Here is a 12,777-nt window from a genome sequence, read left to right on the forward strand (position 1 = left end):
GGCGCCCTACCGTCTGATCTTGCAACGAATCCCCCAGCCGAAGTGTAGGGGCAAATTTGGCAAAAATGACGGCAGGCGGCGGACCTGCCGGTAGGCTGAATGTTCAGCCATCGTAACGTTGGAAGACGAGCGAGGCGTTGGTGCCGCCGAAGCCGAAGGAGTTCGACAGCGCCACATCGATCTGGCGCTGGCGCGGCTTGTTCGGCACGAGATCGATCGCCGTCTCGCGTTCCGGATTGTCGAGGTTGATGGTGGCGGGGGCAATGTTGTCGCGGATTGCGAGGATCGAGAAGATCGCTTCCGCGGCGCCCGCAGCGCCCAGCAGATGACCGATCGACGACTTGGTGGACGACATCGAGATCTTGGAAGCGGCATTGCCGACCAGCCGCTCCACGGCGCCGAGCTCGATCGTGTCGGCCATGGTCGAGGTGCCGTGCGCATTGATGTAGTCGATGTCGGCGGGCGAGAGCTTCGCCCGATTCAGCGCCGCCGCCATGCAGCGGAAGGCGCCGTCGCCGTCCTCGGCCGGGGCGGTGATGTGATAGGCATCGCCGGTCAGGCCGTAGCCGGTGACCTCGGCATAGATCTTGGCGCCGCGTGCCTTGGCGTGCTCGAGCTCCTCCAGGACGACGACGCCGGCGCCCTCGCCCATGACGAAGCCATCGCGGTCGCGGTCATAGGGGCGCGAAGCGATCTCGGGCGCATCGTTGCGCTCGGTGGAGAGCGCGCGGCACGCGGCGAAACCTGCCATCGAAAGCCGGGTGATCGGCGCTTCGGCGCCGCCGGCCACCATGACGTCGGCATCGCCCCAGATAATCAGCCGCGCGGCATCGCCGATGGCGTGCGCGCCCGTCGAGCAGGCGGTTACGACAGCATGGTTCGGGCCTTTCAGCCCGTGCCGGATGGAAACCTGGCCGGAGACCAGGTTGATGATCTGTCCGGGGATGAAGAACGGGCTGATGCGGCGCGGGCCGCGCTCCTTCAGGATCATCGCGTTCTCGGCGATGCCGTCGATGCCGCCGATGCCCGAACCGATCAGCACGCCGGTGGCGCACTGGTCCTCATGCGTCTCGGGCTTCCAGCCGGAATCTGCCAGCGCCTCGTCGGCCGCCGCGATGCCGTAGAGGATGAAGTCGCCGATCTTGCGCAGTTCCTTCGGCTCGAGCACGGCCTCGGGATTGAAGGTGCCGTTCGAGCCGTCGCCGCGCGGAATGACGTGGGCGATCTTGCAGGCAAGGTCGTCCACCTCGAATTCGGTGATGCGGCAGGCGGCGCTGCGGCCGGAAAGCAGTTCCTTCCAGCTGTGCTCGACACCCATGCCGAACGGCGAAAGCAGGCCAAGGCCCGTGACGACGACTCGCCTCATCGCAGGTCCTCCCCGGCGATACCCGCGGAAAGCCTCAGGCCGAGGCCTTATCGATATACTTCACGGCATCGCCGACAGTCAGGATGGTCTCGGCGGCGTCGTCTGGAATCTCGACGCCGAACTCTTCTTCGAACGCCATCACGAGTTCGACCGTATCGAGGCTGTCCGCGCCCAGATCGTCGATGAAGCTCGCCTGCTCCGTCACTTTGTCGGCATCGACGCCGAGATGCTCGATGACGATCTTCTTGACGCGCTCTGCGGTGTCACTCATTTGGGGCCTCGTCTTACGTTGTGTTGTCTTCGTTAGCGGGCGGAATGCCGCTAATCAAGCTGAAAGATGGTCTTGTGGGAAACGCAACGCCACAGGACCGGTTTTTGCCCGAACCGCCGGGTTGCCGGCCGCATTACACGAAAAACAGCGGGCGTCCAAGCCGAAATGGCTGTTTTCACAGGCGCCCGGGGCTCGGTCGCCCGGGTGTGTGAGATTCAACTCAAGCCGAGCCGAAAATGGCGGCTTTCGAGGGCCGGAGCGGAAGCGCAGGAAGCCGCCGTTTGCAGGCCGGCATCACCTGAATCTCAAATACCCTAGATCATCGCCATGCCGCCATTCACGTGGATGGTCTGGCCGGTGACATAAGCCGCCTCATTGGACGCGAGATAGGCGACGGCCGAGGCAACCTCGGCGCTGGTGCCCATGCGCCGGGTGGGAATCGCCGCCATGATGGTTTCTTTCTGCTTGTCGTTGAGCTTGTCGGTCATGGCCGATTCGATGAAACCTGGGGCGACGCAGTTGACGGTGATGTTGCGGGTGGCGATCTCCTGCGCCAGCGACTTGGAAAAGCCGATCATGCCGGCCTTGGAGGCGCAGTAATTGGTCTGGCCGGGATTGCCGGTGAGGCCGACCACCGAGGTGATGTTGATGATGCGGCCATGGCGGCGGCGCATCATCGGATGGGTGAGCTCACGAGTGAGCCGGAACACGGCGGTCAGGTTCACCTCGAGCACGGAATCCCAGTCGGCGTCCGACATGCGCACGAATAGGCCGTCCTTGGTGATGCCGGCATTGTTGACCAGGATGTCGACGCCTTCGAGATCGGCCTCCGCCTTATGGCCGAGCGCCTTGACCGCGTCGCGGTTGGTCAGATCCGCCGGGAAGAGCTTTACGCGGTCGCCGAGCTCGCCAGCCAGCGTTTCCAGCTTCTCCACGCGGGTGCCGTGCAGGCCGACGATCGCGCCCTGGCTGTGCAGCACCCTGGCGATCGCCTCGCCGATGCCTCCCGATGCGCCGGTGACGAGCGCCTTACGGCCGGTCAGTTCGAACATTGCTTCAACCTCATTCTTCCGGACGCCCCGCGAGCGACCCTCGTTCCGCATTTGTCATGTTGTCCAGGCCATACCAGAAGTTCTCGGCGCTCACGACCGATTCTTCACAAAGCCTGATCTGCTCCAGCACTTCCGCAGCCAGGTAATAGTCCTCGAGATCTTCGAGTCCACGCTCAACGAAGTCACGCAGGTATTCGGCTTTGCTTCGACCAGTCATCGCCACGAGATCGTCGAGGCGATGCTCGACTTCGGGAGAAAGACGGATGGAAGTAGGAATGCCGCACCTGCCAGCAAGAGTTCCCTGTTTATGCTAAAGTTGCCAGCGCCGCCTCGACTTCCGCCGCCGTGCCGATGGCGCCGGTCGCGATATCGCGGTTGATGCGTCGCGCCAAGCCGGACAGCACCTTGCCGGCGCCAACTTCGTAAAGCGTCGCGACACCTTTGGCGCCGAACCATTCCACCGTCTCGCGCCAGCGCACGCGGGCAACGACCTGCTCGACCAAGCGGCGGGCGATCTCGTCCGGGTCGCTGGTCGGCGTGACCGAAACATTTGAGACGATGGGAACCACTGGCGCGCTTTTCGCGACCCCGGCCAGCGCCTCGCGCATGATATCGGCGGCCGGCATCATCAATGCCGAGTGAAAAGGTGCCGAGACCTGCAGCATCAACGCCCGCTTGGCACCCCTTTCGGTGCAGAGCTTCGCCGCCAGTTCGACGGCCGCCTTGGCGCCGGAAATCACCAGTTGGCCACCGCCATTGTCGTTGGCGATCTGACAGACAGAGCCTTGTGCCGCTTCGGCGCAGGCGGCTTCCACATCAGCCTGCTCCAGCCCGATGATGGCAGCCATGGCGCCCTCGCCCGCCGGCACCGCCGCCTGCATGGCGTTACCGCGGGTGCGCAGCAGTCGCGCGGCATCGGCCACCGAAACGAAGCCGGCTGCGGCAAGCGCCGAATATTCGCCGAGGGAATGGCCTGCGACATAAGCCACCTTGTCCTTCAGCGAAAAACCGCGCGATTCCAGCGCCCTTACGGCCGCCAGCGACACCGCCATCAGCGCCGGCTGGGCATTGGCCGTCAGCGTCAGCGTTTCTTCCGGCCCTTCCCAGATCAGCTTCGACAGTTTCTCGCCGAGCGCCTCATCGACTTCCTCGAAGACGCGGCGCGCCTCGGGAAAGGCATCGGCGAGGTCCTTGCCCATGCCGACGGCCTGGCTGCCCTGTCCCGGAAAGGTGAATGCGACGGCCATGTTAGCGTCTCCAGCGGCTGGTTTTTCCCTGCCTCTGGCGCAAGGCGGACGGCCAAGTCAAGCCCGCAAGCACCAGTTCAGCGGCTGTTCCAGCCGGGAGAACGGCCGAGTTCCCTGTTCTGAAAGGCTTTTTGGCGATCACACCTGATGAAAACCGCTCACGAATCGTTTGCTGGCTCTTCTTATTTCCGCCACAGGCGCTAGCTTTGTGTGACATTTCGATGACAGTGGCGTGACGCGAGTGGAAGACGCGTGACATGGGCCGGGGAAGCAAAGTGGCTAGGATCAGGAAAGGCGCGGCCAAACCCGCGCCGCAATTTTTGGAAGACGATCCGTCCACCGGCTATCTGCCGGGGCGCAGATGGCCGATTGTCCGCTACGGCCTGGCGACGCTGCTTGCCTCCGCCCTTCTGGTGTTCGCCATCGAATGGATCGTGCGCGGCGACTTCTTCGGCACCGTCGACTTCTTCCTGCAGCCCTTCAAGCCCGGCTGGACCACCATCATCGTCTTTTCGCTGGTGCTGATCGGGCTCGACGCCATTCTCGGCCGCAGCCATCAAAGCCTGATGATCGTCGCGCCGGTGACATTGGCATTGGCCTTTGTCGGTCACCAGAAATCGCACTATCTGGGCGATCCGCTCTACCCGACCGATTTCCTCTATGCCCGCCAGATCATGGCGCTGATGCCGCTTCTGGTGCGCGAGCGCCCCTGGACGGCCGTGCTGCTTGCGGCGGCGATCGTCGCCAGCCTCGCGCTGCTCGTCTATGGCTGGCGGCTCTGGCGCCGGCGTGTGCCGATCCTCAGCCGCAAGGGACGGCTGGCGCGCTTGACGCTTGCCGTGCCGCTGCTCGCCTTCTTCGTCTCGATCATGGACTACGCCACCTTCTCGTGGACGCGCGACAGGCTGCAGATCATCCCGATCATGTGGGACCAGAAGGAGAACTATGCCTCCAACGGCTTCGCGCTCGCCTTCGCGCTCAACGTGCCGATGGCGCATGTCTCGGCCCCGCCCGGCTATTCCGAGAAGACGATGGATGCGATCGCGCGTCCCGGGGTTGCCGCCTCGGTGCCCGACCAGAAGCCCGATATCATCGTGGTGATGAGCGAATCCTTCTGGGATCCGACGGAGCTCCCCGGCGTCAGCATCAAGCCCGATCCGATCCCGACGGTGCGCGCGCTGCGCTCGGGCTCGATGTTCTCGCCGGAATTCGGCGGCATGACCGCCAATATCGAGTTCGAGGCGCTGACCGGCTTCTCCAACGCCTTCCTGCCGGCGGGCTCGATTCCCTATCAGCAATATGTGCGCACGCCGACGCCGTCGCTGGCGACTTTCCTGAAGAGCGAAGGCTATAGGGCGCGCGCCATCCACCCGGGCACCAACTGGTTCTGGAACCGGGGCGCCGTCTACGCCGATTTCGGCTTCAGCGACTTCCGCTCGGAAGAGACGCTGCCGCCGATGGAGAAGCGCGGGCCGCTGGCCTCCGACGCGGCCATGACCGACGAGATCATGCGCGAGGCCGATGCCAGCGACGGGCCGGTATTCCTGTTCGCGGTCAGCCTGCAGAACCACGGGCCCTACGAGCCCTACCGCTATTACAATCCGACACATAGCGTCGACGCGCCGATCAGCACCTGGGCGCGGGAATCGCTGCTCTCCTACGCCGAAGGGTCGGCCGACGCCGATCGCGGCCTGCAGCGCCTGATCGACTGGGCGAAGAAGCGCGAGCGGCCGACCATCATCGCCTTCTTCGGCGACCACTTGCCGCCGCTCGGCCCCGTCTATGTCGAGACCGGCTTCCTCAAGGACAATGTCGCGCCGCGCAAGGAGCCGACGCCCGAGGCGGCGCTCGAGCATCACGACACGCCGCTGATCATCTGGTCGAACCGCTCCGGTCCGGTCGAGAATCTGGGCTCGGTGAGCCCCGCCTTCCTGCCCTATCATATCCTTACCACGGCCGGGATCACCCACCCCTATTACACCGGCTTCCTCGGCGCGCTGCGCGAGCACTACCGGGTGGTTGACCGCAACCTTTTGCTGTCGCCCTCCGGCGAGGCGACGCCCGACTGGGCGCGGCAGAAGAAGATCGATCCGAAGATCAACGATTTCCGGCTGATCCAGTACGACATGATGTTCGGCAAGCGCCGGGTCGCGCCCGACTTCTTCCCCGAGACGGTAGTCCCGCTCGTCGCGCATATGAGCTGAGTGGATCGCCTTCCGACGAAATGGCTGACCTGCGGCCGGCGGGTCAGCCAATTCCCACAAGCGCCGCCAGGCCTGCGACACTGCGGAGCCGCTGGCCCTCTCTGCCGCCCTTGCCTTCCTCACGAATTGCTGTATAGACGCCGGCAATCTGCCGGTCCTTGCTGGGGGCTGAACGGAGGGCCGTGGCCTTAGAGGGCCGCGTCATGAAGCCAGAAGCGCTTTGGGCCTCCCGTGTCTCCGCTCTCGACCGTCTCGTGATGCTCCTTTCTTCCCCGCGCGCCTTTGCGACCGGGTCAGACAAGTTGCAGAGGCTTAGCCGCGAGGGCCGGTGAGAGAAACGAAGAAAGGCAGAAAAACATAATGGCTCTTTACGAACATGTGTTTCTTGCCCGGCAGGACCTGTCGCAGCAGCAGGTTGATGCGCTTGTCGAACAGTACAAGGGCGTCATCGCCGCCAATGGCGGATCGGTCGGCCGGATCGAGAACTGGGGACTGAAGTCCCTCACCTACCGGGTCAAGAAGAACCGGAAGGCTTACTACACGCTGATGGACATCAACTGCCCGCCAGCCGCGCTCAACGAAATGGAGCGCCAGATGGGCCTGTCGGAAGACGTGCTGCGCTTCCTCACCATCAAGGTCGAGGCGCATGAGGAAGGCCCCTCGGCGATGATGCAGAAGCGCGAAGAGCGCTCCGAGCGCGGCGGCTTCGGCGACCGCGACCGTGGCGACCGTGGCCCGCGTTCGTTCGGCGACCGCGACCGCGGCGACCGTGGCCCGCGCTCGTTCGGCGACCGTGATGGCGGCGACCGTGGTCCGCGCCGCCCGCGCGAAAACGTTGAAGGGGGTGCAGAATAATGGTCGACATCAACCAGATCCCGACCCGGCGTCCGTTCCATCGCCGCCGCAAGACCTGCCCGTTCTCCGGCGCCAACGCTCCGAAGATCGACTACAAGGACGTGCGTCTGCTGCAGCGCTACATTTCTGAGCGCGGCAAGATCGTGCCGTCGCGCATCACCGCCGTCAGCCAGAAGAAGCAGCGCGAGCTCGCCAAGGCGATCAAGCGCGCCCGCTTCCTCGGCCTGCTGCCCTACGTGGTTCGCTAAGCTATTGATGTGGGCGGCTTGCCGCCCGCTTCGGCCCACGGCGACGGGCGCCGCGACGGGCAGGCTCAAATCCCGAGTTGAGGCCATAAACCTCTAACTGCCGAAACAGGCAGGACAGCGACACCGGCGAAGACGCCATTTGCTTCCTGACCTGTTCCCAAAGAATCCGCCGTCATCCGCGATGGCGCCAACCAAAGGAACGAAACCATGGAAGTCATTCTCCTCGAGCGCATTTCCCGCCTCGGCCAGATGGGCGAAACCGTCAAGGTCAAGGATGGGTTCGCCCGCAACTTCCTGCTGCCGCAGGGCAAGGCGCTGCGCGCCAACGAAGCCAACAAGAAGAAGTTCGAGGGCCAGCGCGCCCAGCTCGAAGCCCGCAACCTCGAGCGCAAGTCGGAGGCTGCGCAGATCGCCGAGAAGCTCGACGGCAAGAGCTTCATCGTCGTGCGCTCGGCCGGCGAGACCGGCCAGCTCTACGGCTCGGTGTCGACCCGCGACATCGCCGAACTGCTGACCGCCGAGGGCTTCTCCGTCAGCCGCAACCAGATCGAGCTCAACCAGCCGATCAAGACCATCGGCCTCTCCAACGTGGCGATCGCGCTGCATCCTGAAGTCGAGGTCACGGTGACGCTCAACGTCGCCCGCTCGGCCGATGAGGCGGAGCGCCAGGCCAAGGGCGAGACGCTGACGACGGCCGAAGCCATCTATGGCGAAGACATCAACGACAACGCCCGGCCGGAAAACTTCTTCGATCCGAACGCCGAATTCGAAGGCGGCGAGGACAACGCCTGATCGACAAGGCAGGAGCCGCGCTCCGGCTCCTCCTGCGTCCAGCGCCGACTGGACCAACGCCCGGGTCTTCGACCCGGGCTTTTTTGTGCCAATAGGAACTTTTCTGATCCCTATATCTTGTTGCAGATTACGGCGTGGCGCGTCGATTGGACGCGGGCGATGCGCTGTGGCACTTTCGATTTGGCATTCGGTCCGACTGCCGGATGGTCCGTCTGAGGGGACATTTGGTCATGAACATCCTGTTGAAACACGTTCTCGAACGGCTGGTGCGGACCGGCGACCTCAAAGTGACCGGGCCGAAAGGCACGACGCATAAGTTCGGCGACGGCAGCGGCGAACCGGTACACATCCACATCAAGACCATGCATGCCGAGCGCGCGATCACCTTCGATCCGATGCTGGCCGTGCCCGAAGCCTATATGGATGGCGAACTGGACATCCCCGAGGGCGGCGTCCTCGGGGTGATGCGGATCGCTTTCCAGAACATGGGCAGCGGCGGCATCGACGTGACCTGGTCGAAGGCCATCGAAGGTCTGCGCCATGCCTTCCGCCGCCTGCAGCAGATCAACACGGCGTCGAGATCTCGCCGCAACGTGCAGCGCCACTACGACCTCTCCGGCGAACTCTACAAGCTCTTCCTCGACGAGGACATGCAGTATTCCTGCGCCTATTTCGAACAGCCCGACATGACGCTAGACGAAGCGCAGGTCGCCAAGAAGCGCCACATCGCCGCCAAGCTGAGACTCAAAGCCGGCCAGACGGTGCTCGATATCGGCTCCGGCTGGGGCGGCCTCGGGCTTTATCTCGCCAAGGCCTTCGACGTCGACGTGCAGGGCGTGACGCTATCCACCGAGCAGCAGGGCGTCTCCACCGACCGCGCACATGCACTGGGCCTGCAGGACCGCGCGCATTTCGACCTCAAGGATTATCGCGCGCTCAACGAACGCTTCGACCGCATCGTCTCGGTCGGCATGTTCGAGCATGTCGGCGTCAACCACTACCGGACTTTCTTCGACAAGGCGGCGACGCTGCTCAAGCCCGACGGCGTGATGCTGCTCCACACCATCGGCCGGTCCGGCGTGCCGTGGGCGACCAGCGCCTTCATCCGCAAATACATCTTCCCAGGCGGCTACGTCCCGTCGATGTCGGAAGTGCTGCCCGCGATTGAGAAATCAGGCCTTATCGTCACGGACATCGAGATTCTCAGGCTTCATTACGCCGACACGCTGAAGCATTGGGGCCAGCGCTTTGCCGCCAACCGCGACAAGGCTAAGGCTATCTATGACGAGCGCTTCTGCCGCATGTGGGAGTTCTACCTCGCGGCCTCGGAAGCCGCCTTCCGCTGGCAGGACCTGGTGATCTTCCAGTTCCAGATCGCCAAGAAGAACGACACGCTGCCGATGACGCGCGACTATATGGCCAAATGCGAGAAGGCGCTGGAATTGCGCGACCTCGGCCATCAGGAGCCGGCGACGCCCGCCGTCAAGCCGACCCGCCGCAAGAAGGTGGAATAGAACGGCGGCGATTGCCGCTTGCCATTGCGGCCCGACGCCACGAAAAAGGTCTCGTTCGCGAGGCCTTTTTCATGAACTACCTGATCTACATCGCGGCGGCACTTGCCGAGATCGCCGGCTGCTTTTGCTTCTGGGCCTGGTGGCGGCTGGGGAAGTCGCCGCTCTGGCTGGTGCCAGGTCTGGCGTCGCTGGCATTGTTCGGCTTCCTTTTGGCGCTGGTCGACACGAGCGCCGCCGGTCGCGCTTACGCCGCCTATGGCGGCATCTACATTGGCGCTTCGCTCGGCTGGCTTTGGCTAGCCGAAGGCGTGCGCCCCGACCGTTTCGACCTCGCCGGCGCCGCGCTCTCGATCGTCGGCGCCTCGGTGATCCTGCTCGCGCCAAGAGGAGCCTGAATTGGAACTGCCCACCGCGCTCCGGCAAGGCGTCGACAGCCTGCTCGAAAAAGTACCGCTGCCGGCGCTGAAACAGGCCGCGAGAACGCTTTCGGAACGCTATCGCGCCGAGTTGCGTGACGGCCGCCTGCATATGGGCGAAGACATGGCGGTGAAGGCTTACCTGGCGACCAGGCTGCCCGCCACCTATGCCGCCGTTCGCGCTTGCCTGGACGCGCTGGCGGACGCCCGTCCGGACTTCCAGCCGAAAAGCCTGCTCGATATCGGCGCAGGGCCTGGCACCATGCTTTGGGCCACGGCCGATACCTGGCCGGAGCTCGAACGGGCGGTTCTGGTCGAGGCAAGCGCCGCGGTGCGCAAGGTCGGCCAGTCGCTGGCCGCCGGCGCGATCGCTGCCCGCGCGAGCTGGGTAGCCGGCGACGCCACCATCGATCTCGACGGTCTCGACCCTGCGGACTTGATCAGCGTCGCCTATGTGCTCGACGAGATCGCGCCGGCCTCGCTGCCAAAACTCGTCGACCGGCTCTGGCGATTGACTGCCGACACGCTGCTGATCGTCGAGCCCGGCACGCCGGCCGGCTGGCAGCGTATCCTTGCCGCGCGCCGGCAGCTCATCGAAGCCGGCGCGCATGTCTCGGCGCCCTGCCCGCACGAGGCGCCCTGCCCGCTCGCTCCGCCAGACTGGTGCCATTTCTCGCGCCGCGTCGCGCGTTCGCGGCTGCATCGGCTCGCCAAGGACGCCGACGTGCCGTGGGAGGACGAGAAGTTCATCTACCTCGCCGCCTCACGTCTGCCGGCGCCGGCGCGCGCGTCACGGGTGATCGCGCCGCCAAAGGGCGGTTCGGGCAAAGTCGTGCTCAAGCTCTGCCAGCCCAACGGCCATGCCGGCGAGCGCCTCTCCAGCAAGCGCGACGGCGATGTCTTCAAGGCGGCGAGGCGGGCGGACTGGGGCGACACGCTTGGCTGAGCCGCTTGTGATTCAGGGGCGAGGCGACACGGCGCAGACAAGCTTGCCACGACTGACATAGCCGGCATCGCATTTTCCTGTTTTGTTCTCGTTCGAGGCCCGCTAGGGTTGCGCACTTCGATTCGAGTCAATGACGATTCTTTCCACGGAAAAATTTCGGTTGTGAATCGCGAGCATCGAAGCCGGTTGGAACCTCACTGTTGCAGATAAGTCAGCACCGACTTTTCCAGTTCTGATATCGAGGAAGCGGGATCGAAATCGGGGACATCATGGCTGAAGCGGCGCGCAAGCTCGGCGTGGCGGAGCAACCGCTCTACCGCGAGGCACCGAACAACATCGAGGCCGAGCAGGCGCTGCTTGGCGCAATTCTGGTCAACAACGACGCCTTCTACCGCGTCTCGGATTTCCTCAAGCCCGCGCATTTCTATGAGCCGCTGCACCGCAAGATCTTCGAGGTCGCGGCCGAGCTCATCCGCATGGGCAAGATCGCGACGCCGATCACGCTGAAGACCTTCCTGCCGGCGGAAGAGAAGGTCGGCGACATGACGGTGGCGCAGTATGTCGTGCGGCTCGCCGTCGAGGCGGTCACCGTCGTCAACGCCGCCGATTACGGACGCGCCATCTACGACCTCGCCACGCGCCGGGCGCTGATCACCGTCGGCGAAGACATGGTCAACATCGCCTATGACGCGCCGGTCGACATGTCGCCCTCGGAGCAGATCGAGGACGCCGAGCGGCGCCTGTTCGAGCTCGCGGAGACCGGCCGCTACGACGGCGGCTTCGAGAGCTTCAACGACGCGGTCAAAACCGCCGTCGACATGGCCAACGCCGCCTATATGCGCGACGGCCATCTGTCAGGCATCGCCACGGGGCTGCGCGATCTCGACCGCCGCATGGGCGGCCTGCAGCCTTCCGACCTGATCGTGCTTGCCGGGCGCCCCGGCATGGGCAAGACCTCCTTGGCCACCAACATCGCCTTCAATATCGCCGAGGCCTATCAACCGGCGCAGCAGGCCGACGGCACCTTCAAGGCGGCCAATGGCGGCGTGGTCGGCTTCTTCTCGCTCGAAATGTCGTCGGAACAGCTCGCCACCCGCATCATCTCCGAGCAGACCGAAATCTCGTCATCGAAGATCCGCCGCGGCGAGATCTCCGAGATGGATTTCGAGAAGCTGGTCGCCTGCTCGCAGACGATGCAGAAGATCCCGCTGTTCATCGACCAGACCGGCGGCATCTCGATCGCGCAGCTCTCCGCGCGGGCGCGGCGGCTGAAACGCCAGCGCGGCCTCGACCTGATCGTCATCGACTATATCCAGCTGATGCAGGGCTCGAGCGCGCGCGCCTCGCAGAACCGCGTGCAGGAAATCACCGAGATCACCACGGGCCTGAAGGCTCTAGCCAAGGAGCTCGGCGTGCCGATCATCGCGCTGTCGCAGCTGTCGCGTCAGGTCGAAAGCCGCGACGACAAGCGGCCGCAGCTCTCGGACCTGCGCGAATCCGGTTCGATCGAGCAGGACGCCGACGTGGTGCTGTTCGTCTACCGCGAGGAATACTACCTCAAGAACCGCGAGCCGAAGCTCGGCACCGACGAATACATCAAGTGGGAAAACGAGATGAACGAGGCGCGCGGCAAGGCCGAGTGCATCGTGGCCAAGCAGCGTCACGGACCGACCGGCACCGTCAGCCTCGCCTTCCATGGCGAATTCACGCGGTTCTCGGACCTGGCCGAGGAGCATCATTTGCCGGAGAGGTTTGAGTAGTTTTTGGCCCACGTCAGCGCTCCGTCACACCCCCCTCTGTCCTGCCGGACATCTCCCCCGCAAGGGGAGAGATTGGCTGTTGCCACGACCTTCGCCAATCACCGCC

Annotated in this window: 13 protein-coding genes; 8 read left to right on the forward strand and 5 right to left on the reverse strand. The window is 64.4% G+C overall.

Features of this window, described 5'->3' with window-relative positions; translation table 11 throughout:
- Nucleotides 1–103 precede the first annotated feature (103 nt).
- The 5 genes from fabF to fabD all read right to left on the reverse strand — a co-directional run bounded on the left by fabF (nucleotide 104) and on the right by fabD (nucleotide 3,936).
- Complete coding sequence (gene fabF / locus P9217_RS03205) at nucleotides 104–1,366, reverse strand: beta-ketoacyl-ACP synthase II (RefSeq protein WP_067330280.1); 1,263 nt, start codon at nucleotides 1,364–1,366, stop codon at nucleotides 104–106.
- Between the two features lie 34 nt (nucleotides 1,367–1,400).
- Nucleotides 1,401–1,637, reverse strand: coding sequence for an acyl carrier protein (locus P9217_RS03210; RefSeq protein ID WP_006203723.1), 237 nt, complete (start codon nucleotides 1,635–1,637; stop codon nucleotides 1,401–1,403).
- Nucleotides 1,638–1,951: 314 nt separating this feature from the next.
- The gene (fabG, locus tag P9217_RS03215; RefSeq protein ID WP_278086669.1) at nucleotides 1,952–2,689 is read right to left on the reverse strand and encodes a 3-oxoacyl-[acyl-carrier-protein] reductase; all 738 of its coding nucleotides are present in this window, start codon (nucleotides 2,687–2,689) and stop codon (nucleotides 1,952–1,954) included.
- Between the two features lie 10 nt (nucleotides 2,690–2,699).
- On the reverse strand, nucleotides 2,700–2,966 hold the full coding sequence (locus P9217_RS03220; RefSeq protein ID WP_127216608.1) for a ribbon-helix-helix protein, CopG family: 267 nt from the start codon (nucleotides 2,964–2,966) through the stop codon (nucleotides 2,700–2,702).
- A 28-nt stretch (nucleotides 2,967–2,994) separates the two neighbouring features.
- Entirely contained in the window at nucleotides 2,995–3,936 is a 942-nt protein-coding gene (gene fabD, locus P9217_RS03225) for an ACP S-malonyltransferase (protein ID WP_278086668.1), read from the reverse strand.
- A 257-nt stretch (nucleotides 3,937–4,193) separates the two neighbouring features.
- On the opposite strand from fabD, the gene P9217_RS03230 reads away from it, so the two are divergent.
- From P9217_RS03230 to P9217_RS03265, 8 genes are all read left to right on the forward strand, one after another.
- Nucleotides 4,194–6,140 (forward strand): LTA synthase family protein, encoded by a 1,947-nt coding sequence (locus P9217_RS03230; protein ID WP_082954121.1) that lies wholly within the window; start codon nucleotides 4,194–4,196, stop codon nucleotides 6,138–6,140.
- Nucleotides 6,141–6,500: 360 nt separating this feature from the next.
- A complete protein-coding gene (gene rpsF / locus P9217_RS03235) occupies nucleotides 6,501–6,995 on the forward strand; it encodes a 30S ribosomal protein S6 (RefSeq protein WP_066995640.1) in 495 nt (164 codons plus the stop codon).
- Nucleotides 6,995–7,243, forward strand: a complete 249-nt coding sequence (rpsR, locus tag P9217_RS03240; protein WP_006203718.1) for a 30S ribosomal protein S18 — start codon at nucleotides 6,995–6,997, stop codon at nucleotides 7,241–7,243. The genes rpsF and rpsR overlap by 1 nt, the downstream gene beginning before the upstream one ends.
- 207 nt (nucleotides 7,244–7,450) lie before the next feature.
- The gene (gene rplI, locus P9217_RS03245) at nucleotides 7,451–8,035 is read left to right on the forward strand and encodes a 50S ribosomal protein L9 (protein WP_095779181.1); all 585 of its coding nucleotides are present in this window, start codon (nucleotides 7,451–7,453) and stop codon (nucleotides 8,033–8,035) included.
- A 230-nt stretch (nucleotides 8,036–8,265) separates the two neighbouring features.
- Nucleotides 8,266–9,549, forward strand: a complete 1,284-nt coding sequence (locus tag P9217_RS03250) for a cyclopropane-fatty-acyl-phospholipid synthase family protein (protein ID WP_066995637.1) — start codon at nucleotides 8,266–8,268, stop codon at nucleotides 9,547–9,549.
- A gap of 71 nt (nucleotides 9,550–9,620) precedes the next feature.
- Nucleotides 9,621–9,944 carry a YnfA family protein gene (locus P9217_RS03255; protein WP_127246213.1) on the forward strand — a complete coding sequence of 108 codons (324 nt, stop codon included), beginning with the start codon at nucleotides 9,621–9,623 and terminating at the stop codon, nucleotides 9,942–9,944.
- A 1-nt stretch (nucleotide 9,945) separates the two neighbouring features.
- Nucleotides 9,946–10,911 (forward strand): small ribosomal subunit Rsm22 family protein, encoded by a 966-nt coding sequence (locus P9217_RS03260; protein WP_278086667.1) that lies wholly within the window; start codon nucleotides 9,946–9,948, stop codon nucleotides 10,909–10,911.
- A 269-nt stretch (nucleotides 10,912–11,180) separates the two neighbouring features.
- A complete protein-coding gene (locus tag P9217_RS03265; RefSeq protein WP_067330253.1) occupies nucleotides 11,181–12,671 on the forward strand; it encodes a replicative DNA helicase in 1,491 nt (496 codons plus the stop codon).
- The last annotated feature ends 106 nt before the right edge of the window (nucleotides 12,672–12,777 follow it).

It is taken from the genome of Mesorhizobium sp. WSM4989, from assembly GCF_029625795.1.
In the GTDB taxonomy this organism is placed as follows: domain Bacteria; phylum Pseudomonadota; class Alphaproteobacteria; order Rhizobiales; family Rhizobiaceae; genus Mesorhizobium.

Bases quoted from the DNA above. Each gene is read 5' to 3' on its own strand.
- fabF (WP_067330280.1), bottom strand. From the start codon at position 1,366: ATGAGGCGAGTCGTCGTCACGGGCCTTGGCCTGCTTTCGCCGTTCGGC.
- P9217_RS03210 (WP_006203723.1), bottom strand. From the start codon at position 1,637: ATGAGTGACACCGCAGAGCGCGTCAAGAAGATCGTCATCGAGCATCTC.
- fabG (WP_278086669.1), bottom strand. From the start codon at position 2,689: ATGTTCGAACTGACCGGCCGTAAGGCGCTCGTCACCGGCGCATCGGGA.
- fabD (WP_278086668.1), bottom strand. From the start codon at position 3,936: ATGGCCGTCGCATTCACCTTTCCGGGACAGGGCAGCCAGGCCGTCGGC.
- P9217_RS03230 (WP_082954121.1), top strand. From the start codon at position 4,194: ATGGGCCGGGGAAGCAAAGTGGCTAGGATCAGGAAAGGCGCGGCCAAA.
- rpsF (WP_066995640.1), top strand. From the start codon at position 6,501: ATGGCTCTTTACGAACATGTGTTTCTTGCCCGGCAGGACCTGTCGCAG.
- rpsR (WP_006203718.1), top strand. From the start codon at position 6,995: ATGGTCGACATCAACCAGATCCCGACCCGGCGTCCGTTCCATCGCCGC.
- rplI (WP_095779181.1), top strand. From the start codon at position 7,451: ATGGAAGTCATTCTCCTCGAGCGCATTTCCCGCCTCGGCCAGATGGGC.
- P9217_RS03250 (WP_066995637.1), top strand. From the start codon at position 8,266: ATGAACATCCTGTTGAAACACGTTCTCGAACGGCTGGTGCGGACCGGC.
- P9217_RS03255 (WP_127246213.1), top strand. From the start codon at position 9,621: ATGAACTACCTGATCTACATCGCGGCGGCACTTGCCGAGATCGCCGGC.
- P9217_RS03265 (WP_067330253.1), top strand. From the start codon at position 11,181: ATGGCTGAAGCGGCGCGCAAGCTCGGCGTGGCGGAGCAACCGCTCTAC.